General features: G+C 66.3%; 16 protein-coding genes and 1 pseudogene. 6 read left to right on the forward strand and 11 right to left on the reverse strand.

The window, feature by feature from the left end; genetic code table 11:
• Positions 1-73: 73 nt before the first annotated feature.
• The 6 genes and pseudogenes from I4J89_RS46090 to I4J89_RS46115 form a co-directional block, all read right to left on the reverse strand.
• Positions 74-1,717 (reverse strand): endonuclease/exonuclease/phosphatase family protein, encoded by a 1,644-nt coding sequence (locus I4J89_RS46090; protein WP_196420578.1) that lies wholly within the window; start codon positions 1,715-1,717, stop codon positions 74-76.
• Between the two features lie 1,002 nt (positions 1,718-2,719).
• Complete coding sequence (locus I4J89_RS46095; protein ID WP_196420579.1) at positions 2,720-3,358, reverse strand: Mom family adenine methylcarbamoylation protein; 639 nt, start codon at positions 3,356-3,358, stop codon at positions 2,720-2,722.
• Complete coding sequence (locus I4J89_RS46100; protein WP_196420580.1) at positions 3,358-4,242, reverse strand: DUF5983 family protein; 885 nt, start codon at positions 4,240-4,242, stop codon at positions 3,358-3,360. Before I4J89_RS46100 ends, I4J89_RS46095 begins: the two co-directional genes overlap by 1 nt.
• A 365-nt stretch (positions 4,243-4,607) precedes the next feature.
• A complete protein-coding gene (locus I4J89_RS46105; protein WP_196420581.1) occupies positions 4,608-5,621 on the reverse strand; it encodes a DUF4192 domain-containing protein in 1,014 nt (337 codons plus the stop codon).
• A gap of 601 nt (positions 5,622-6,222) precedes the next feature.
• Positions 6,223-7,179 (reverse strand): annotated as a pseudogene (locus I4J89_RS46110) (DNA-processing protein DprA); the annotation flags it as partial.
• Between the two features lie 127 nt (positions 7,180-7,306).
• Positions 7,307-8,116, reverse strand: coding sequence for a hypothetical protein (locus I4J89_RS46115; RefSeq protein WP_196420583.1), 810 nt, complete (start codon positions 8,114-8,116; stop codon positions 7,307-7,309).
• A 45-nt stretch (positions 8,117-8,161) separates the two neighbouring features.
• Between I4J89_RS46115 and I4J89_RS46120 the strand changes: the two genes are divergently transcribed.
• The gene (locus I4J89_RS46120) at positions 8,162-9,361 is read left to right on the forward strand and encodes a tyrosine-type recombinase/integrase (protein WP_196420584.1); all 1,200 of its coding nucleotides are present in this window, start codon (positions 8,162-8,164) and stop codon (positions 9,359-9,361) included.
• Positions 9,354-11,795 (forward strand): tyrosine-type recombinase/integrase, encoded by a 2,442-nt coding sequence (locus I4J89_RS51885; RefSeq protein WP_309238779.1) that lies wholly within the window; start codon positions 9,354-9,356, stop codon positions 11,793-11,795. Before I4J89_RS46120 ends, I4J89_RS51885 begins: the two co-directional genes overlap by 8 nt.
• A gap of 96 nt (positions 11,796-11,891) precedes the next feature.
• Here the strand turns inward: I4J89_RS51885 and I4J89_RS46130 are convergent, their stop codons facing one another.
• The 5 genes from I4J89_RS46130 to I4J89_RS46150 form a co-directional block, all read right to left on the reverse strand.
• Positions 11,892-12,623 (reverse strand): hypothetical protein, encoded by a 732-nt coding sequence (locus tag I4J89_RS46130; protein ID WP_196420585.1) that lies wholly within the window; start codon positions 12,621-12,623, stop codon positions 11,892-11,894.
• A 1,178-nt stretch (positions 12,624-13,801) separates the two neighbouring features.
• Positions 13,802-14,068: a hypothetical protein gene (locus tag I4J89_RS46135; RefSeq protein ID WP_196420586.1), complete on the reverse strand. Its 267-nt coding sequence runs from the start codon at positions 14,066-14,068 to the stop codon at positions 13,802-13,804.
• A 212-nt stretch (positions 14,069-14,280) separates the two neighbouring features.
• Positions 14,281-14,766 carry a hypothetical protein gene (locus I4J89_RS46140; RefSeq protein ID WP_196420587.1) on the reverse strand — a complete coding sequence of 162 codons (486 nt, stop codon included), beginning with the start codon at positions 14,764-14,766 and terminating at the stop codon, positions 14,281-14,283.
• Positions 14,767-14,970: 204 nt separating this feature from the next.
• On the reverse strand, positions 14,971-15,621 hold the full coding sequence (locus I4J89_RS46145) for a GGDEF domain-containing protein (RefSeq protein WP_196420588.1): 651 nt from the start codon (positions 15,619-15,621) through the stop codon (positions 14,971-14,973).
• Between the two features lie 108 nt (positions 15,622-15,729).
• Positions 15,730-16,884, reverse strand: a complete 1,155-nt coding sequence (locus tag I4J89_RS46150; protein WP_196420589.1) for a DUF932 domain-containing protein — start codon at positions 16,882-16,884, stop codon at positions 15,730-15,732.
• Positions 16,885-17,553: 669 nt separating this feature from the next.
• Here I4J89_RS46150 and I4J89_RS46155 point away from each other — a divergent pair.
• The 4 genes from I4J89_RS46155 to I4J89_RS46170 all read left to right on the forward strand — a co-directional run bounded on the left by I4J89_RS46155 (position 17,554) and on the right by I4J89_RS46170 (position 21,472).
• Entirely contained in the window at positions 17,554-18,129 is a 576-nt protein-coding gene (locus I4J89_RS46155) for a hypothetical protein (protein WP_196420590.1), read from the forward strand.
• A 155-nt stretch (positions 18,130-18,284) separates the two neighbouring features.
• A complete protein-coding gene (locus tag I4J89_RS46160) occupies positions 18,285-18,917 on the forward strand; it encodes a hypothetical protein (RefSeq protein WP_196420591.1) in 633 nt (210 codons plus the stop codon).
• 117 nt (positions 18,918-19,034) lie between these two features.
• Entirely contained in the window at positions 19,035-19,595 is a 561-nt protein-coding gene (locus tag I4J89_RS46165; protein WP_196420592.1) for a hypothetical protein, read from the forward strand.
• Between the two features lie 146 nt (positions 19,596-19,741).
• Positions 19,742-21,472: an enoyl-CoA hydratase-related protein gene (locus I4J89_RS46170; protein ID WP_196420593.1), complete on the forward strand. Its 1,731-nt coding sequence runs from the start codon at positions 19,742-19,744 to the stop codon at positions 21,470-21,472.
• Positions 21,473-22,545: the final 1,073 nt, after the last annotated feature.

Below are 22,545 nucleotides of genomic sequence, written 5' to 3' on the forward strand. Positions count from 1 at the left end.
GACCCGCCGAGCTGCCTTTCCCAGCTGCGGAGCGCAAGATCAGTGACCTCAAGCACCACGTCGAAGCCGACAGCTACGCAGGATAAAGACGTCCACCGATTGAACAGGTGGCGTTCGCGGATCTTATATTACGAGCGGACGACCGGCATCCCGCTACACAACGGAGGTACTCGGCTGCACATTCGCGAGGGAGGGGGCAGCTGGATCCCCTGCAGGAAAGGCAGGAAGCTTGCGAGGCTTTGCAGCTCGGCTGGCAGGTACTTTCGGCGATGACGGATATGGACTTGGACACAGTTCGGGCGATGAACGGATCGGTAACGCTCACGGTCCAAGTCTGGATGGTGTTTGAATCTCCTGCTCGAGCGTTCAATTGTGGCGACGTGGCGTCACCTGGCTGCCATCGGACCGACATGAGCGGATTGCCGCCGGAGGGCACGGCGACGAGTCGGTATTTGCTATTTGCCGGGACCCTGGTTGGTCCATCGACGAAGACGCCGCGAAGGACTCCGGCATCGGGGCCGTCCCACTCGAATCGTGCAAATACGCCGCAGTGATCACTTACAAGCAAGTCGACTGACTCGCGGCGACAAAGGACACCCGGCGGTAGATCCGGAAGGACAGCACGCTTTGCCACGCGTGCTCGGTACTGCGCTGGGAAGCTTTCTTCGTTTCCGATTCCTATGACCTCAACATCGTTCTGTGGTGGCGCGTGGGCCGTGACGAAAGCGGGGAAATCCCTCCCTATGTTGAGATCATTGAGGTCGCCAACTAGCAATGGGGGATAATAGAGCGACGAGCTGGAGTATGGACGCTCAACCTTATCGATTAGGCGCTTGATAGCAAGTCCATCGAGATCCTCGTGTTCCAAGCCGGGATGTGCATTGAAGACATCGATCGATCTAGATGGGTCGGTGGTGAGCGCGAGGCGAACGAAGGTGGCTTTGACGGTGCCGGCGCGAAGTACCGCCCAGGCAGGCCCGGAAGGTGTGGGACGGCCGCATTTGTCGGTCTGGCTGGCCCCATCAAGGAGCGTTTCAAGCGGCATTAGGTTCGTGCGTCGGCTGCAAAGCGGCAGACTACGACGCAAATGCGGTACGCCGTCTAAGCCATCGATGTCGTTGTGCGGCCGCCCGTCGCCGGCCCGGGCGGTAAGATTGGCGAGCCGCCCCGGGTGGTACAGGACTGCTTGAGAGCGATATGTAATACAAGTGCCGGCGAAGCTAAACGATGCCTCGTTGCCGGTGAGGTAAGCGACGCGGTAGGTAACGCCGGTGCCGTCACGGAGTGCCTTGAGCAGGATGTCGATTTGGTCATAATCGCCCGCCTGGACCCCAAACCCTCGGCCACAGTTCGCAAACCCAAACGGCCAAAGCCACCCGTGGACTTCCTGAAGGGCGATGATGTCAGGGGCAATGCCGTTCCGGTTGGACCATGCCGCGATGCGTTGCGCGCGGGTTTCCCAAGGAACACCCCGCTTGGCCTCAATCCCGCCGACGTTGAGGGTGAGGACTCCAAGTTCGCCGCCGGGCGCATCGGATGCGGGAATGCGAGCCTGGGGAGGTATGGAGGGCGCCGTCGGCGAAGACGATACGGCATTACTTGGGCTGGTGACCGGTGGGGCCTGAACCTGAATGGCGAGCGCGCCGGCAATAAGCGCGAGTACAGAGGCTGCGAGAATCCTTCGGAGTGGCATGCGCAGGGCGATTCGGCGGGTCATGGTCGGTCTTCAGCAGAGGTCGGACACGGTGCCGGCTGGATTGGTGACCGCACGGATGTGCCGTCACTATGCGTGACGGCGGCAGGAAGGAATGAACGCTGGTACGGCCGATGAGGGCTTGCGCCGGGATGGAGAGAGGATGGCCCAGCGGCGGCCGACAACTGTCGCCCAGTCGCCCTCGCATGGCGTCTGGTTCGTTGTACGTCCACGTACGCAGTATGACCGGACGCATCCATGATCGACCTGACATCGCAGCTCCAAAATGTTGTCCAGACGCTGCTCGTCGCAAAAACTACAAGTCGCGGGAAATAGCCACCCGTCGCCGGAACGTGGATCACCTTGCAAGCGGCAGAGCCCAGCCGGACGTCATCCCCCCGACCGCGGGGCGTGACAAGCAAGATCAGGTGAACTCTTGCGCGAACCGCTTGCCGACCCGCTAGGGCGACAACTGGGGGTAAGTGAGGTCACCGACGCGGTAGTCAGCGAGCTGGAGCGCTAGACTCTCGACCCCGGGGTGCGCACGGGCATACTAGCTCGGGCACCGAATGTCGCAAACCGACGGCAGGGGCTTCGGTGCGCCTGACGGCGGCGACATGGTGGCGCTACACCACGCCAGCGGTTACTCCTGGAGCTGGTGGCGCCGGAAGAAGATGCCGGTCTTGGAGTCCGCCGGAAGAAGATGCCGGACGGTGACTGGCTATGCCTATGCTCGGACCGTGGCGCAGGGAGACCCTGCCCTCCGATGCTCGATCAAGGTGCCGAATCATCCTGAAGAGCGCGCTGCACGGAACGCCGCCCTCCTCACCGACAACATTGAGACCGGTTTCTGGGACGACCAAGGCCGGCCCGCTTCCTGGCCCGACGACATCGACGAGTGGGCACGCTGCGGCAGCGAACTCCCTACTCGCGGCCCCGGAGAGCGGGCTCGTCCAGCCGGATCGGCTCAACGACGCTGTCCAGTGACCTGGACAACCATGCCGCTCGCACCGGTGAACGTCTGTCCTATTGCCGGACCGTCACCACAGCGCCTGTACCGCAACTAATCGACGCGGCCCGTTCCGGCAGCACGGTGCCGTCGGGCAGGTGATCCTCGAACCGGGGCTTGCTGGTACCGACATACCAACACCCCATAGCCTGGTAGACGATGCCCAGATGCCCCGGAAGAATCAGCCCGGACGGTGTGCAGCGCGAGTTGGGATCGGAATACATGACCACACCGCGCAGCCCGTACTCGCGGGCGGCATGCGACAACGACCGCGCGACGAACCAGCTCTCGGCGTTGGCCGGCACCTCGTCCAACAGCACCAGACGCGACAACTCCAACGACTGCCGGTGCGGGATGAGGTGCGGAAACGGATTGCGAAGCACGGCCGGAGTCATGCCGTTCCCGAGCACCAACACACCGACCAGACGGCAGGCGTCCTTCTCGACCACGCCGTAACGCAGCACCGCCGAGGAGAACCGGCCGCTGTAGTGATGCTCGGTCACGAAAGCCTGCGCCGACTTGTAGTCAAGCTCCACCGTCTCGTACCGCAGCGCGTCGAAGCCGCCCTCGTCGGGGTGCCGCCACGACTGCTGGCGGCGCCTCCACCGTTGACACGCTTGGTCGTCGAACAGTGACGGCTGCTCGAAGACGGCCATCAGGCCGCGGTCGCGGCACCGTCGGGAAACGGATCAACCCGGAGGAACGAGACCGACATGAGGCGTAGCCCACGGGCAGGCCGTGAGCATTCGTTTCGGATAGCGCAACCGGCGAACACCGCGATGAACCGAACCTCAGCGAACGGCGTATCGGTCATCGCCTGCTGAGCCTGATCCAGGAGCGGACGCTGCTCGCCCTCCGCCCGGTCCGCCGCCAGGCACCGAGCCGTCGCCTTCGCACCGCCACGGCTGCCCGCCACCGCGGCGACACAGGGAGGGTGCGCCGTGCAGCCATCCCAGCCGGGACTGCTGCTACGCAATCGAGCTCGTAGAAGTCGTCTCGGCGTGGCGTCAGCGGTCCTGTCTGAGTACCCATTCGCGTCACCAATCCCAGGAGGCAGCACGTCCGCGGGGTCAGCGTCAACGTCGAGCAGGATGTACTCGGCGCTGAACTTGTGGGCGTACTCCCACAGTCGCCACACCTCGTCTGGCACGGTGTCCGGGTAGTGGAGCCGGTGCTCGACGAGGTCGTTCGGAACGCGAAGCAGCCAGCCATACACGGTGTCGTAGGCGGTGACACCCTTGAATCCGCTGAGGTCGTCGCTGATCCACTCGGGCAGGTGATGGGTGGACAACGCGACGACGTTCATGATGTGCGGACCGTCGGTGCTGTTGCTGAGCGCTGTGCGTGCCCGGGTGAGCCAGGCGTAGAGGTGCGGCTCTGTTCCGACTAGCCGGATGCTGTGCCCACCGTCGTGCACGCTGATCGAGTAGGTCACGGTCTGTTCGGGTCCGCCGACATCCCTGGTGACCTCGAAGGGCCCGGTGGTGCGAGCGGCTCCGGTGGGCTGCTCCATGCGGACTTTCTCCAACCTGATGGACATTGCTTCTCCCTACCGATGTGAGTAGTCGGGTGTTCGGTCGTTCACGAGAGCTCGCGCCGCCGCCTGCGGCTGTTGTTCGGCGGTGCCGATCGCCGGTGTGGTGTGCGCGGGCATCGCGACGGTTGAGCCAGCAGGCAGTTGCTGGCCCGCAACGGGTTGCGGCGTCGGGGGCATGGTCGGTGATGGGCAATTTGGTGTCCGGCAGCAGCCCGGAGGTACTGGCGCCCGTCCAGTCAGCGGCTCGGCGCACCCGCCGCCCGCCTGCTGGACTCGCCCCCACGTCCGGGCCTGCCAGGGCCCGGACATCAGCGGTCGCCTCGTCGGCGGGGTCCGCTGTGTAGGCGACGGGTGCGCCCGTGTCCTAGCTAGGACTGGCCGGGCTGTGGCGTCGGCAGCTGCGGACCCGGGGTACCGGGGTCCGGGGCCGCGGGGGTCAGCAGGGTGAGAAGGACGCTGGGGTCGACATTTGCCGGCAGCGGCCACGGCAGCGTGGCCGGGTTGACCGGTGATGTCAGCACGGTGGCGATGAGGATGGACAGCGGATTGTCCGGTGTTGCGGTGTAGGCCCGCGATAGTGCCGCCCACGCCAGGGCGGTGTTACCGCGCCGCCAGGAGTTCCAGGCCAGCAGATTCGCCGGCGTGGTGACGTATTCGTCGGGGACGCGGCGCGTCATGTCTAGCCACAGGTCGTGCTGCCACATCTCGGCGGAGGTGGCCGACCACGCCGCCCTGCGACCGTCAGTCTCCCGGAGGGCGAGTGCGAGCTGCGCCGTCTGTTCGGCACTGAGGCGGGCTCCCGCTTGAGCGATGTCCATGCTCGAGCGCACGACGGCCCGCGGATCTGCGCGCAAGTGCGGGTTGTCAGCGAGCTGAGCTGCGGTGCGCGCCTGCGTGGCAGCATCCGGATTGACGATCTTGCTCACGTCGTGCCGAGATGGCAACGCTACGGCGCCGCGAAGCGCCATCTCGGCGGGGATCACGCTGCTGGACACATCGAAGGGGACACCGTCGACAGCGGCGCAGGTACAGCCGTCCACGGTGCAGTAGTAACGGCCGCCGGCGACGAACAGCGCATCGCGCACCGGCATCGCCGTGTTGAGCTTGCGGGCGGCCTCCGCGACCGTGTCGCGGCTGGTGAGCGGCCCGTAGCCGAGGAGAAAGGCGTAACGGATCTCTTCGCGGGCGGCAACGGCGATGCCCTTGTCGACGACGAAGGAAGCAGGTGCATCCAGGTCAGTGCGGAAGCAGCAGACGACTTTCTCTTCTTCATCGGCGAAGACGACGACGATGCTGTTGTCGGGGTGGTAGCCCAGCAGGTACGGGATGGTGGCGAGCAGGTCGACCGGGCCGCGCACGCTGCTGTTGTCCGGTTCGAGCATGTGATCACTTCCTCGACATTGCAAAGGGTGCGGCCGTGGCTCGTGCACCGAGGGGCGTACTGCGATCGGGGGAAGCCACCCCAAGGGGGTAGCCGGGTCGGGGGGGGTTGGCGGGGGGCGCGGGGCGGCGGCGCCCGGGGGGGGGCTTCCGGCCTGGGGCCCCCCCCCCCCCCCCCCCCCCCCCGGCTCGGGGGAGAGAGCCGGGCCGCGCTGGCCCCGGGCGTGCACCGGCCGTGCCGGCTCGGGCAGGCCAGGGACCAAGCCGGCGCCGCCATCGGGGGTAGTGGAGCCGCGGCAGGTGTATGACGTGGCGGTGCCGGGCGCAGCGCCCTTGCCGGCCCGGGACGCGGCCGGTACAACGCCTTTGGGCAGCGGCGGCCCCTGGCGCTTCCCTGCGGGCCGCGGCCAGCGATGATGGCGGGTGCGAATCCGCGCGTTCGCCGGGCGCGTCGCCAGTTGAGCGCGGATGAAGATGAAGGCTTGCGCGCTGACAGCATCTCGCTGCACGCCGCGTAGACAGCACCGCGTTTAGGTGCGGCACCGAACGGTTCCCGCCCGACCCGAGCCGTTAGTCGTTCGATGTCGTGTGTGCTGCCCCGGCCATCTCGCTCAGTACGTCGTCAACCGACGTGACCAGGCGGGCGGCCGGTTCGGAGCGGAGGATCTCGTGACAGCCGGCGGACATCACTGAGGTCACGGGACCGGGAACGACCATCGCCGGCCGGTTCAACACGAGCGCTCGCCCTATCGTCTGGGCGGCTCCGCTGCGCTTGGCGGCCTCAATGATGACCGTGCCGCGAGTGGCAGCGGCGATGATCCGATTCCGAACAAGAAAGCGGTGCCGCAGCGGCTCTGCACCGATCGGCCACTCACTGATCAGCAGACCACGATCGGCGATCTGGTCGAAAAGCGCACTGTTACCGGCAGGGTAGGGCCGATCTACGCCACAGCTGAGGAATGCGACGGTGCGGCCACCGGCGGCAAGCGCCCCGCGGTGAGCGGCGGCCTCGATGCCGAATCCGCCTCCTGCGACCACGGTCCAGCCCCGGTCGGCGAGGCCATATGCCAGGTCTGAGCTGACCTGCGTGCCGTAGCTCGTCGCGGCCCGCGCGCCGACGATGGCCGCCGACCGATCAACAGCCTCGGCAAGCGGCCAGGAGCCGCGTACCCAGAAGCACAGGGGTGGCCGGATGTCGCGGTTGATGGCCCCAGGACCGTCGAGCTCCAATGCCGCCAGTGTGTTCACCGATGCCGGCCACTCACCATCGGACGGCACGACCAGCCGTGCCTCGATACGCTGCGCCCGGCGTAGGGCGATCTCCGCGATACGGCGGGCATCACCGGTGGCGGCACGGGCGATCACCTGGGCCCGCAGTGGGGCATCGGCGATGTCACCGGCGAGCAGCCGTTCGAGCGCGGCAGGAGCGTCGGCGCGCTCAACCATCGACCAGACTGTCCGGTTGCCGGGCTCGACCAGCCAGGTCAGCGCGATCCGGGCGAGGCGGTCCGTCTCGTCTGGGGGCTGCGCACTCTCTGGCGTGCTGCTGAGGGGATTCATATGGCACTCCCATCCTTGAGTAGCGGAACTGCTCGTACGCCGCGAGGGCGACGAGGGCGCGCGGTGAAGACCGGGTCGGCTCTGGCGGGATGGAGACGAACCCGAGAGGCGGGCTACGGTCAGGTGGCTAGAGCCCGCACGGAAGCGGGTCGTCGGCCGACGGCGCTGGTGAAGGGCTGTGCAGAGACCAGACGGACTCGAATGTCTTTCGCTTCTTGTCCGCGATCCCAGCAGGCGCGGCGACGAGCAGGTGCTCGGCGCCCACCTGGCCAGGGGGCCTCGGCCGCAGCCACACTCGGGAGATGCCGTGCTCGTCGACGGCTAGGCGGCCACGCGGGGCGAGCCTCGCGGTCATCTGTTGGCGGGTGCCGCGCGCCAGGGCGCGGACGGAACGCCACGCGGGGGCTGGACCGTTGTAGGCGCGCCGCACCTCGTACAGCGCCCACTGCCCGGCTGCCAGCTGTCGCTCGGCGATGCCGACCACCTCATCGAGACGGTGGGCTCGCGCCAGCGACCAGGCGCTGAGTTTGCCGAACATCGGCATCCGCGGGTTGAGCGCCAGCGCCCGATACTCCAACTCCAATCCCCGTGCGGCGAGAAGAGGGTGCTCGCGCCAACGCTGAACCCACGCCGGGCGGCTGATCGTCGCCGACTGGAACGGGCAGTGATAGCAACAGCTCCGGTTGAGCTGTTGACCTGTGGTGTCATGTATGAACAGGCCAGTGGTGGATCGGGTCCAGCCCCAGCGCAGGAGGGGATAGTCGGGAACGCGGCCGTGCCGGGTGATCTTGCGGTCGCGGGTGATGCGCCGTTGCTCGTCTGCGCCGTATCCGAGCACATGAAGGTGGCCGGGTTCGATGTTGTCGGCGATCCATGCGTCGAGCACATCGCCCTTCCACTTCCGCGAGCTTCTCTGCACCAGGAACTGGTAGCTCAAGGTGAGTTCGCCTCGTTTCCCTGGTAGGAGAGGGGAACGTTTCGCATGGAGAAGCTGCGAGAGCGGCTGATGAATGGCCGAGCCGACCTGCCGCGGATCGGATCGGTCGAGCCGGGTCGAGGCACCTTGCCGCCGTACGTGGTGGTCGACGAGTCGGGCACCGAGCTGGAGCCGGTGACCCGGTACCTGCGAGATCTCGCGTTGAGTGACATGAGCCCGTTGACGTGTCGCAGCTACGGCTTCGACCTGCTGCGCTGGTTCCGGGTGTTGTGGGCGCTCGATGTGTCGTGGGAGAAGGCGACGCAGTCCGAGGCCGATGTCATGGTCGGCTGGATGCGGACGGCTGCGAATCCGCAGCGGGAGCGACGAAGGGCCGGGGGCACGCCGGCAGGAATGGTGAATCTGCGGACGGGCAAGCCGGCGTTGGCCGCCGGGTACGCGCCTCGGACGATCAATCACGCGCTCAGCGCGGTGCACGGCTTCTACTCCTTCCATGGGCATTTCGGTCGTGGCCCGGTCGTGAACCCGGTGCCGAGTTCCCGGCAGCGGCGCCGCGCGCTGGGGCATCGCAGCCCGGTCGAGGCGCGGGCTGTCTTCCGCCGCGCTCGGCTGCGTCAGCGGGTCGCCGATGTTGCTCCGCGAGCGCTGACGGACGCGCAGTGGGATGAGCTGTTCGCGGCGATGACCTGCGATCGGGACCGGGCGGTGCTGCTGTGTTACGTCTCGAGCGGGGCCCGCGCTAACGAGCTGCTCGGCGCCCAACTTGGCGACGTGGACTGGGGCGGGCTGAAGATCTACGTCGTGTCGAAGGGCACCCGGCTGCGCCAGGCGGTCCCGGCGAGCCCAGAGGCGTTCCTCTACCTCGCGCGGTATCTCGACGCTGACGGGGTGCCGGCGGCCGACGAACCGCTGTGGCGGACCCGCCGCGGTGAGAAGCGTGCGTTGACGTACTGGGCGATGCGGCGCGTTCTGCAGCGGGCGAACGCGGTCTTGGGCACGAACTGGACGTTGCACGACCTGCGGCATACCGCCGCGACGCGGATGGCCAATGACCCGGCGATGACGCTGGCTGAGGTGCAGCAGATCTTGCGGCACGCCGACATCAACGTCACGGCCCGCTACGTGACGGTGCGGATCGAGGAGATGTTCGACAAGTTGCAGGAGCATTACCAGCGGCCTCGCCCGCAGCGCACCTACACACCTGGCTACGACGCCGCCGACATCCGGGCGGTGTTCGGTGGCTGAGCGCTACACCTTGCGCAACCGGCGGCCCCCGGACGCACGCGCCGCAGCCGAGCGGCCCACCCGGGGATCCCGCTTCGCCGTTAACCGGATCGATCCGAAGCCGGGCGTGGCCAAGGTCGCCCCACGGCCATTTGGTGAGCTGTCGCGCGCCTCGATCGCCAGGATCGTCGACATCGCCGGCACGGGCTTGGGCTCCCAACTGGTCTCGCCGAGGCAGAAGCGGCGCTCGGGAACCCGGATGCTGCTGGAGCACCTCGCACAGTTCCCCGGCCGCACCTGGCAGGACCGATGGCAAGCCAGCGGCCTGGACGAGCCCGGCCGCCCGGTCAGCGCCCTGGTCGCCGACAAGTTCCACGGCTACCACCTCACGCACGGCCTGAAAGCCCTGTGCTGCCTGCGGATCCTCCGGCCGCACCTGGCGGCGTTCCGGTCAAACAAATTCAACCAGTACGCCCACGCGTTCCGTGAGGCACAACAGGACCCGGCCCTGGACGCCTACTTCACGGCGGTCGCGGCGCTGCGCACCTCCGAGCAGCACCAATACCGGGCGCTGTTCGACGTGACCTGCGCCCTCACCACGCAGGACCTCGCCCTGGCCGACCTGACTCCGGAGGCGTTGCTGTTCTACGCCACCGAGAGCCGCCGGCTCGGTGTCACGGTCACCGACGACAAGGCCCGCAGACGCTTCGCCGGGCTGCTGGCCTGGGAAGTCCTGGTGCAGACCGGCTGCTTCCCGCCGGATACAGCACCGACCCTGCGGACCTACATCTACAAGGGTCAGCGCAGCACCGAGGAGATGGTCGACTTCTATGGCGTCCGCGATCCCGCCGTGCGTCAGCTGATCATCGACTACATCAACCGGCGCAAGGCCGACACCGACTACACGACGCAGGAAGGCCTCGCCCGCGCGATCGGCGGCCTGTTCTGGGCCACGATCCAGAAACTCAACCCCGCCCAGCGTGATCTGACGATCGCGCAGCCGCTTTACGAGCAGTGGCTGGAGGCCATCCGGCTGCGCAAGGACGGCAAGCCACGCGTCGACATCAGTAACATCCTGCTGCCGGTCCGCGCCTTCTACATGGATCTCGGTAGCTGGGCGCTGGACGAACCCGAACGCTGGGCACGCTGGGCCGCGCCGTGCCCGATCCCGCCCGGAGACCTGCGCGGCTTCGCGAAACGGCGCCGCGGTATCACGGAACGTATCGCCGACCGCATCCGGCAACGCCAGCCGCTGCTGCCCACCCTCGTGGCCGCTGTGGAGGACAACTACACCCGAGTCAAGGCGCTGTTCGACGCAGCCCGCAATGTCGCGCTGGGCGACGACTTCACCCATCAGGGTGCCGCCTACACCCGTCTGAACAACAGGATCGACCAACGCCATCACGACGACGCGCACTGGCCGTCTGTGCGCGTACGCGACCACACGACCAGCACGGTGCGACACCTGACCAAGGAGGAAGATGCCGCCTTCTGGGAATGGGCCTACGTCGAGGTGCTGCGGCACACCGGTGTCCGCGTCGAGGAACTGGTCGAACTGACCCACCTGAGCGTGCGGCAGTACCAGCGCGCCAACGGCGAGGTGATCGCGCTGCTGGTCATTGCGCCGTCGAAGACCAACCGGGAACGAGTCATCCCCATGTCGGCCGAGCTGTTCCACATCATCGCCGTGCTCGTCCGGCGCCTGACCGTGCACGGGCCGGTCCTGGCGCTGCCGCGCTACGACGGTCACGAACGGCAGTGGACAGCCCCGCTGCCGCACCTGTTCCAGCGCCGGATCGGCATGCTGCGCATGGTGGTCAGCACCGGCACGGTTCTGAACACGATCCGCCGCCGCTGCGAGATCATCGGCGAGACCGACCCCGCCTTCCGCGGGTTGCACTTCACCCCGCACGACTTCCGCCGGCTGTTTGCCACCGACCTGGTCAACAACGGCCTGCCGATCCACATCGGCGCGGCGCTGCTCGGCCACCTCAACCTGCAAGTCACCCGCGGTTACGTCGCCGTCTTCGACGACGACGTCACCCGCCACTACCAGGCCTTCCTTGCCCGCCGACGCCAGCAGCGGCCAGCGGAGGAATACCGACCGGCGACCGACGACGAGATGGCCGAGTTCGAAGAGCATTTCGACAAACGCAAAGTCGAACTCGGCTCCTGTGCCCGCCCCTACGGCACCCCCTGCCAGCACGAGCACGCCTGCATCCGCTGCCCGATGCTCAATGTCAACCCGAAGATGCTGCCCCGACTCGCCGAACTGGAGAAGGACCTGGTCCTGCGCCGAGAACGAGCGCAAGCCGAAGGCTGGCTCGGTGAGATTGAGGGTATTGACCTCACGCTGCGGTTCCTCGGCGACAAACAACAGCAAGCGACACGCCTGCGAAAGATCACCGGCGCGGTAGACCTTGGCATGCCAAGCATCCGCGCATCAGACAGCTGAGCCGAACGCCTCTCCATCGCTTTGACGCCGCGCTCGCCTACAAAGTCGGTGGACGCACTGCGAGCCGACGCGGCGAGAGGATCACGTACCGATTAATTAGTAGTACACGTAGTCGCCGATCACAGCTTTTTCGGCGACGAGTTGACGCAACGTCTGCTCATTGGTCAGGGCGGCGTCCAAGGGTAGACGTCCGCTTTTTCGTCTATTGTAGGTATCCTGCGCTAAGAAATCTGCGACTGCGTCGGTCGCGGGCGCATGACTAAGACGTGTTCCCCCCTCTACCTCCTCGCGCCATTGATCCATGCTGTCGGAGGTGCCGCTGTACAGATATAGCTTGGGCGACACTCTGGTGTCAGTGGCCTCAAGCGTTACGACTACTGCTTCTTGCTGGCGGGTCTTCTTCACCTTGTGGGCGTAGAGCTCCGGGATTAAGTCGTCCGGTAGGCCGTGCGGATCGCCCGCCTTTCGCCCTGTGGGTGCGAGCACAAGGCAGTGTCCGGCGTGGTCGTATGTGAGTGAGTAGTGCAGGTACGCGACCCGCGTCATGCTGGTGTAGGTTCCCCGCCATTCACGTCGGGTTTCCTCATGGCACTCAATTTTTCCGACGGTCCAGTAGCGGTCGCGAACGTCGCGCAGGAGATCGAATATCTTGCAGCGGAGCGCCTCCTGTTGGAGGATCGCGAGGAGGTTGTCCGGGGCTTTGTGTGTGCTCTCCTGATTCAGTCGGGCGGTCGCCTCGACGCGCTCTTGATCTTCGGACTCCGTTTGTCGCTGACGTTCAGTGTCTGCAGCCTCGTGTTTGGCGAAGCGTGCCTCCAGCCAGTCCATTGGACCAGGATATGCTTAGTTGGTGAAGCTTGAGCATGCGCTCGAGGTCTTCGGGGTCGCGTGGTCGCCTGGTGGGGATGTGATCGCCTCCGTCACGGCTGTACCCAGTTATGCCCGTCTGGGTGCCGACCCGGTAACTGCGGAGTCACGTGAAGCGGTCCATCTCTGGAATCCCGCGACGGGCCGACAAGTCACGCGCTACCCTCGCGAACCGCACTCAAATCTCTCGCTCGCTTTGTCGCCCGACAGCTCCCGGATTGCCACAGGCGGACTGACTGGTCTGGATGTTCGGTGGCGTAGACGCTGGTTTCGGCATCGCATCCATCTCGATGGAGCGGATGACTTTCGGGTTCGCTGCCTGGCCTGGAATCCGCATGATGACCGATACCTAGCCGCAATCGGCGTTATTGGCGTGAACAGCCCGCACCTGGCTATCTGGGACCTTCGTGAGTGCGTCCTTGTCAGTCAGCAACGGATCCGTCTGTACGATGGAATCCAGCTTCGCTGGACGGGGTCGAATCTTCTTGTAACCAGTAACCGAGAGGTGGCAGAGTTTAGTGTTGGCGAGCGCGATCCCCTCTGGCGAATCTCGGCCCCAATACGTCGACCAGTGCGCGTCGCGCTATCTGCCGGCCATCGGCTAGTTGCTGAGGTATACGAGGCTGATGATGATCTCCCTCGGCTGGCGATCGTAGATATGAAACAAGAAGAACTAGTCTTCCACTATGGCGAAAAACCCGTTGGTGCGATTGCGTGGTCGCCGCGAGATGAATGGCTGGCCTTTACCGTCCACACATTGGATGATTTTGCCCTATGTTTGGTTGACCTATCGGAGACCCGAGTGCGCCGGCTGTTCACCGCCAAACGCGATCCCTATCCGGGCCCGATTGCCTGGGCTGCGGACGGCCGCCGGATTGCGGTCGCACACAGTCGTACCGTTTACGTGGTCCCCGTTGATGCTCGATTAGGGCCCGCATAGCACGATGACGATCGCTATCTGCATCAATGGCGTGAAACTCAGGCGAATCGATGGGTTGCCTGATCGGGGCCACATCGCGCTTACGAATGGTCGCGCCATCCCTATGTACGGTTTCAGAAGCGGAATTGCCTGAATGGACCCACAGGCCGACGATTTCGGGGCGGCAGATGCCGTCAGCGTCCTTTTCGGCGTCGTTGTGCTAGTGATCGTCGCGATTGGCCTGACTCGCCTGATTGGTAACGGCGACGTCGAACGCGGTTTCGAGCGTGTCTTGACCTGCGGAGTATTTCTGGTAGTCGTGGGATTCCTCGGTGGGCTCGTTGCCCTCGGCATTTGCCTGCTGTGGTACGGATTTACCGAGGATGCGGGTGGCCTGATCCTCCTTGGGCTCTTCGTTCTGCTTTTCGCGTGGAGTCTTGGAATGTTCCTCTGGGAGCACCAGGCGTGAGTAGCGCAGCGAGGACACCTGTGGTGTCTCGACTTGACTGGAAGCCCCGATGGCTGTGGCCGTCCTTACGCTGCTCTCGACCGTAACCGAGCCCGGAACGCTCGTCTCATGAGATTCATTGAAGACGTCGACGTCCAGCGGGCGATCGCTGCTGGACGATAGGTAGTGAAAGATCAGGCCCGCAGTTGTGACTGATCACAAAATAGCACACCAGTGCGAACGCAGACCGGTCATTTATTGGAGAAACTCGTCCAAGAGCTGAGCCTACTCATGGCCGGGCGCTGCGATTCGCCGAAGGCATCGGAAGTCAACTCGTTCGCTTGCCCATCCCTGGTGCAGTCAACTATGCATCGCCGGTTGGCGACCTGTGCGATGGTGCCGTTGCCGAACAGTTCGTCGGACAACCGCACGGGTCCCGCTCGGACCAGCCGAGTGGGACCGGGGCGGTCGTCTAATACGACGTATCGGCGCTGGCCATGGCCGATCGTCAGTGATGGCCGGGAGAGCTGAACGACGCGCACACGATGCGCGGCCAGCATGGGCAGCAGGGTCTGCTCGATGTTGTCGTAGGTGTCCGGGTACTCGTCACCGACCTGACTGATCAGGACCGTCAGCGCCGCCAGTGAGAAGTCCCGGCTCGTCGGGTCGGTCAGCCAGCGAACCAGGATGCCGGTCGAATCGACGCCCATCCCTAGGCTGAGCACGACAGATTGCACCAGAGCCTCCAGGAACGAGAACGCGGCCCCCGGTCGGGGGGCGCCGGGGGGTGCCAACACCGGGTGGGGGTGGGGGCCAACAGGCCGGGGGGGGGTACATTCGCCCCCCCCCCCCCCCCCCCCGCGCCCGCGCCCCCGGTGGGGGGCCCGCGGAGGTGAGCAAACTCGGATTGCGCTTGGCTGCATACGGACGGCTGTGGTGACCTACTGGCCATCGGCGTCACGAGCGTTCCGGCGCGGCCACGGGACGCGGGGATAGGTCATTCCGTGCTCGTAGCTGACCGGAACGCCGCACCGTTTGGCCTGATAGAGGGCAATGTCGGCGTCGGTGAGAGCTCGCGTCCAGGGATAGCCGGCCGGGGCGAACGCCAGCCCGGCGCTGCCCGACACGGTCAGCGGTCCGGTCGGAAGGTCGGAAATCACCAGTGGGGCAGTCGCTGCCGCGGCTACCGTCTCGGCCGTGCGCTGGGTGGCGGCGGGAACGAGGAGCGCGAATTCGTCGCCGCCGAGTCGGCCGGCCCACCCGTCGAACTGTGATGCCAGGTCGGCGAGCCGGCTGCCGAGAGCAGCGAGAATCCGATCGCCGGCGGGGTGGCCGTGTCGGTCGTTCGCTGACTTGAACGCGTCGAGATCTACCAGGATCAGGTGTCGGTCCCGTCCCTGTGCGCCGGTGTAGGCGTCCTGGATCCCGGCGCGGTTCAGGACTCCGGAGACCCGATCTTGGTGGGCCAGTCGAGTCAGCGTACCGATCTGCGTTCGCAGCCGCCGGATTAGCGAAACGGTGCTGAGCCGGCCGGCGACGGCGCCGAGCCCGGCTGCGGCGGCGCAGAGTGCGGCAACAGAGAAGCAGTTCATGGCGCTGTCCTCCTGGTGACACCGCCCGGGGCTTGTAGCAGCCACAACAGGCCTCGGGCGGGAGCGAGACACCGCACTGTCGGATGCGGCTTCCGGCGATTCGTCGCGTCAGACAGCTGCCGCTGCGGCCAGGCGCAGCGCCTCGGAGGCGGTGGTCTCCATCCGGTAGCCGACGTCCGCGTCCGCGACGCTGCGCCCGTAGGACGTGACGGCCTGCATGATCCCGCCGGCGCTCAGATCGCCGCCGCTGATGAAGTGGGCGAGGATGTCCTGTTGCTGTTCCTCGGTGTACTTCAGCTTCTGCCCGACGACCTTGAGGGTCTCGTCGGGCTTGGCCACCGCGACGCCGGCAGTGATCTCAAGTTCCCGTACGCCGCGGGTGACGAAGTCGACGTCCAGGTACGCGCGAACAGCGTCCTTGGTCTGCTCGGTGATCAGGCCGAGCAACTGCCTCATCGTCTCCGGCGACGGGTCGATGACCCCGTCATCATCGGTGATCTTGGCTCCGAGGTGGGTGCGGCTCAGCACTCTCTTGTCGACGGTTTGGCCGTTGCCGCAGACCTCCACTCGTAGATACGGGGCGAGGCTGTAGCGGCCGAAGCCGGTCTCGGAGTTGGTGATGATGAACCCGCCGGAGATGACCGGTAGGTCGCTGCCGCGGCGGCCGTCGAACGGCGATCGATAGTTGCGCAGCAGCTGCGGTGCCAGCACCTGGACCTCGGGGGAGACGAACCGGACATACATGCGCCGGTCGGTGAGGTCGCAGGAGGCGACGTCGACGGCTACCCCGGCCTGGCGGATGCCGTCCAGGGCGGCCAGCAGCACGTCGAGGTTGTCGATGCGCAGGAACCGGTCGGACAGGAACGCGCGCGCGATCCCGTTACTCCCCGCGGTGTCGTAACGCAGGCAGCGCACCAGGAATCGGCGGTGGTCGCGTTCGAACCAGCTGTTGACGTTGTAGTCGAGCAGCGGCACGTTCTCGTCGGCCATCCGCCGCAGGTAGGGCACGGGGATCTTCAACTTCTCGCCGACACCGCCGAGCGCGATGTCGTTCAACTCGTACGTTCCGGCCGTCAGGGTGACACCGTCGGCGCTGATCCTCGGCTCGGTCTCGGCGATGACCAACTTTCCGTCGAGGCACCGCAGCTTGCCGGCGCCGGCGATGACGTCCATCGCCCGGGTCTTCTGATCCCGCAAGATCTCTACCAAGTTGTCGAGGCTGATGTGACGGTTCGGCGCGACGGTCAGAGTCGGCTGAGCCATGATGCATGTCCTCCGAGACAGGGAAGCCGCCACCACAAGTGGCGGTTAACGGGACGCACCCGCCACCGCCGAGACCTCGTGGCGACCGGCGGGCGAGCGTGTGCTGGCCCCGGCGCATGTGGCCGGCCCGGGCCAGCCGGACGCAAGGCGAGCAGGACGAGAAGATCTCTGGCCGAAGGCCAAGATGTTCTCGGCCCGCCTTGCGTGCGGCCCCGGGCCGAGCCATCGTGCCCGGCCAGCACCGCCGCCCTGCCCGGACGCCCGGACGCCTGGGCGCGCCGTGCGAGATCCCATACAGCCCGAGCGTTCGCAGCTGCCCACGCCGAGCGCCGACGACCTGCCCCGTGAAGCTGTTCGGCGACCTGTGAGCCCAGGTGTGCCACCGAAGCGACCCCGGCACCAACGCCATCAGGCTGTATCCGAATGGCCGGTATGACAGGCGTCCGGAATTCTCTGCTCAATCCCGATCCGTTCGGCGGGACAACTGCGGACAACCGGGGACTACCGCAGTCAACTATCTGCATTTCTTTGCGTCGGGCAGTGTCGAGTGTAGGGGACGAAGTGACGTGAATCGGCGCTCGGAAGCGCCGATCACCAACTGAGCCGGAATCTGAGACGCGCGAAAGGCGTGCCCGCGACGTTCCCTCTTTCGCGTCCAGGGAGCGATTGATGAGGCGAACCGCAGGATGGCGCATACCGGCCGTGAGGGTGGTGTCGTTCACGGCACTGTTCGGCGTGCTTCTTGCCGGGCTGGCTGCGCTCGGCACTGGCGGGCCGGCGTCCGCGAGTGTGTCGAAGCATCACGGCAAGTGGATGAGCAAGGTATCGGGCTGCAAACACAACTATCGCATCGGGAGGACGGCGCGGCTGGTCGCCGAGAACGGTGCGGACTACGGCTGGGTGGAATGGCGCGCCAGCCGCACCGGGGCGTGCGCTGGATACCAGTGGGTCAGGATGCATTTCAGCCGCAACCTCGGCTTCACCACGCATGAGCCGAATTACAAGTCCTGGCAGATCTACTACAAACGTGATCCGTGGGGACGGCCTGGCGTCGACACTCGTCACCAGTACAACTTGAAGGTGGGTGGTCTGCGGTATTTCAAAAAGGGCGCCTACAATTCGCGGATTTTTTACGCGCCCAACGAGAAGGCTTGTGCGCAACTTTTCACCTACGCCAACCGGTGGGATCTCGGCCTGAACATCCAGGGCCAAGGGGATCTCCTCAGGCTCACGTACTGCGCGTGAGGGCAGGTATGCACCTGCGTAACGCGGTGTCGGCGAGCGGCGTGAGACGCCCAAGTGATGGAGCTATCCCGTGCGGTGCCGCGAATCGGTGATCTGGGGGAGACGCTGTGAAGCTGCATGATCCGCGTCCGGTCATCGCTTCCGGGATCGCGGCTGTGGTCTTCGGCGCCAAACGTATGGCAGAGGACGCGATCCTTGTCGGTGCGGCGATCCTGGCGCTGGGTCTGTTCTTCGGCGTAACTCCAGTCGTGCTGCTGATTGGGCGCTTGCGGGCCCAGTGGCGCAGTAGAGACCGTCACCCGACGGCACGTCACTTGCGGCCGGACGAGTTTGCGGTCCGGCGCGGCTTCCGCCGGCACAGCATGATCCTGATCGGGTGGAGCCTGGTGCAGCTGCTCGCTGCGGCAGCGATCGTGGCGGCGTTCTGGTTCGCCCCTGCCGGTGACGTGACCACCGCTGGACAGCGCGTCACCGCGCTGGTCATCGGCGCTGTCGTCGCTGTCGTTCCGGGCGTCCTCGGGTTTGCCTATCTGCGCTGCGGGGTTCTGCTCAGCGGGGGATTCGGGTGGGCGATCGACTCCGCGCTGCTGGCAGGTCGCGTCGGCATGACGGTCGGCTGCCTGGTCACCGTCGGTGTCGTCATCACGCTTCACGGTCGACCGGTGATGCTCACCGCCGTCATCGTCGGTGGGCTAGCGGCGGCGACGACGGTCCTCGACTGGCGACTGCGGCTGTTCCGCGCGCAGGTGGAGCAACTGCCACCCCATCCGCCGGACAGCAAACCGTAATCCACGGCCGCTAATGCCGTAAGCCGGCAATCCCGACCTCGTCAAGCGAACGTGTTCGGCCACCACATTCACAAACCGTCACGCCCGGAACATTCAGATAGGAGAAGCACTATGAGCATGGGCCGGATCGAACCGCGCCCCAGCGGCCGCGCGGTCGGTGTACTGCTGATCGCGCTGATCGTCATCGTCGGGAACCTGCTTTTGAGCGGCCCGGCATCGGCGAGCACCTCCCGGTATCACGGCAAATGGATGAGCCGTGTCGCCGGATGCGAGACCAACTACCGAATTGGCAAAACCGCGCGCTTGACCACCACGACCAGTGCCGACTACGGCTGGGTGGAGTGGCGGGCCAGCCGCACCGGCAAATGCGCGGGATATCAGTGGATACGCCTCCACCTCGCCCGCGATGTCGGATTCATCGCGAAGGAGCCGGACACCAAATGGTGGTACCTCACCTACAAACGTGACCCGTGGGGCGGGATCAAGACAGCTTACCGATACAACAAGATAGCCGGCGGGTATCGGTACCTCAGGAAGGGAACCTATAGCTCCCGGATCTTCTATGCCCCCAGCGCCAAGGTGTGCGCGTTGTTCGTAACCTATTACTCGCCGCACCCGAACAGGTTCCTGAAGATTCGCGGCCAGGGGTCTTACTCGAACCTCACGTATTGCGCCTGACGCCCGCCTTTCGGCGTGAAGTTCGTCCAGCACGTTCAGGCGCCTTATGGCCGTCGGCGAATCGAAGATCGTGTCCGCCGCGCGGGCGGCAACCGAGGACAACACCGGGCGCCCGCCTCGAATCCTGTGCCTCCCACGGAGGAACTATGCGCATTCTGCTGCTCGTCACCGCATTCAACGGCCTCAGCCAGCGCGTCTGGTGTGCCCTGCGGGCCGGCGGCCACCACGTCGGTGTGCAGATCGCCGACGACGCAGCCGGCATGATCGCGGGTGTCTGGGCCGTCGACCCGGATCTGATCCTGTGTCCGTACCTGACGCGGCGTGTCCCGGCCGAGGTGTGGCAGCACTGGCGCACGGTGATCATCCATCCGGGGCCGGTCGGTGACCGTGGTCCGTCGTCGCTGGACTGGGCGATCACCGACGGTGCCGTCCGGTGGGGTGTGACCGCGCTGCAGGCGGTCGAGGAGATGGACGCCGGCCCGGTCTGGGCGACCCGCACGTTCACCATGCCGGGCACCACGCCGCGTAAGTCGGCGCTGTACGCCGGGCCGGTTGCGGACGCCGTCCTGGAGTGCGTCCTCGAGGTCGTGGCGAAGGCGGCAGATCCCTCGTTTGTGCCGACCCCCGCGGAGCGGATGCCGGTCGAGGTGCCCGGGGCCCGGGCTCGGCCGGCGATGCGGCAGACGGACCGGGCCATCGACTGGGCCGGGCCGACGGAGCCGATCGTGCGCCGCATCCGCGCCGCCGACGGCGCCCCGGGGGTGCTGACCGAGGTCGCCGGCGTGCCGGTGTACGCCTACGACGCTCATCCCGGCCTGATTCGTCAAGGCCGGCCCGGCGAGATACTGCTGCGCCGCGAAGGTGCCGTGCTGCTAGCCGCCGGTGACGGCAGCGTGTGGCTCGGCCACCTGCGGCCGGTCGACGTCGACGGGCATCCGGGGATCAAACTGCCGGCGGTCACCGCGCTCGGCTCCCGGGTGCACGGTGTCGCGCACGCGGCCACCCGGTCAGGCCGCGGCCCAGACGCGACCTGCGGGTACGGGCAGATCCGGTACCGGCGCACTGGCGCGGTGGGCTGGCTGCACGTCGACTTCTACAACGGGGCGATGGCGGCGGGGCACTGCCGGCGCCTGCTGTCCGGGCTGCGGCACGCGATCGAGCAGGACACCCGCGTGATCGTGCTGTGCAGCGGCACGCAGGCGTTCAGCAACGGCATCCACCTGAACGTGATCGACGGGGCGCCGGACCCGGCCGCAGAAGGGTGGGCGAACATCCGCGCGATCAACGAAGTGTGCCGGGAGATCATCACCTGCACCAGACAGACCGTGATCGCCGCCTATACCGGGCCGGCCGGCGCGGGTGGAGCGATGCTGGGGCTCGGCGCCGACGTCGTGGCGGCCCGGTCCGGGATCGTGCTCAACCCCTTCTACGACATGGGTATGTACGGCTCGGAGTTGCACACCTACACGCTGCCCGCCCGAGTCGGCGCGGACCGGGCGCAGCGCCTGCTGGCCGACCGTCTCCCGGTGGATGCCGAGCAGGCCCTGCGGATCGGCCTGGTCGACACGGTGGGGCCCCGCAACGTCAGCGGCTATGTGGACTGGCTGACCGACCTGGCGGCCGCCGAGGCGGACCCGGCCCGGGTACGGGCCCGTTGCGAAGAGAAACAGAACCGGCTCGCCGCGAGCTTGCCACTCGGGGTGTATGAGGCCCGAGAGTTGGCGCAGATGAGCCGTGATCTGTTCGACGACCGGTCCGGGTTCGCCGCCGCCCGTCGTGCCTTCGTGTCCAAGACCCGCCATGCGACGCCGGATCGGCTCCGGCTCCCGCGGCGGTCGTCACGCTGGACGAGTTCGCCGTCGGTGGGCGGCCGATGACGACGCTGCTTGCCGTTCTGGGCTGGCGGCCGCGGTTTTACGTCCTCGGTGAGCCGCGACCGACGACTGAGGGATGTTCAGGGTGAGGCTTCCTGAACGTCGGACGTGGTCGATCACAACGCAGCGGTCCGCATCGAGGCGAACTAACCGCCGAGCACGTGTCCTGCCATCCGGGACCGCCGCCGCCGTGCGGTCCAACCCTTCGCGGGTGCCCCGATACAGCCCGTAACACCGAGCCGCATTTTTCCGATGCTGCGTCCCGGCGTGGCAAGCCGCACCCTCATACGAGTACCTGCCGGGCTGGTCGAGGTATCGGCGAGCGGGTTAATCGGCGACACGCCCGGATGCGATGGCCCGCCTCGCTCACTCGTACTAGTGTACGAAGATCTCCGGGGTGGGGTGCAGGGAATCGCAGGTTGGTATGGAGGGGTTCAGTGGGTGAGCGGACCAGGCAGCTGGCTTGGGTGTTCCGGCCGAACCAGGGGCGGCCCAGCGAGATTCAGGCGCTGGCCGGGGTGCCTGTTCATGGCGCCGGGCCGAGAGGCGCCGACGGCGGCGTGGAGGTCGTGCTGTGTGACGGTTCCCGGGTCCGGGCAACGCCAGCGGAACTTCGCGCTGAGTGATGCACTGCGCGTCGGCGACGACGGGTGCCTAGAGGTGCCGGACTGCCGTGACGTGTTAACTCGGGGCGTCACGGGAATCGCTTATCTGTGTCCAGTTGGCGATCTGCGGGGGCACCGCCTCCAACATGCGTGCCAGCATCTGACGGGCGTCGCTCTCTCGGGTGAAGTCGTGAGTGACTTCCTTCCCGTCAGAGCCGCCGATCCGTCCGATCACCTGCCAGCCGGTCGATGTACGGGTCAGGTAGACATCGCGTCGGGCCATGCCGAAGCGGCGGTTGAACCAGTGCTCGACATGCGCGGTCGCTCTCGCAGACTAGAACATATGTGCGACTACTCAGGTTTGTGTGGGCATTGGAGCGGCTACAGGATCCCGTGACGGACGGCGATAGGTGCCATCCGGATAGTCATGGTTGTCAACGCGATCGTGACGCCTCGCTGAGTCGTCTACGG

Origin of the sequence: Actinoplanes aureus (assembly GCF_015704865.1) — a bacterium.
GTDB classification, from domain to species: domain Bacteria; phylum Actinomycetota; class Actinomycetes; order Mycobacteriales; family Micromonosporaceae; genus Actinoplanes; species Actinoplanes aureus.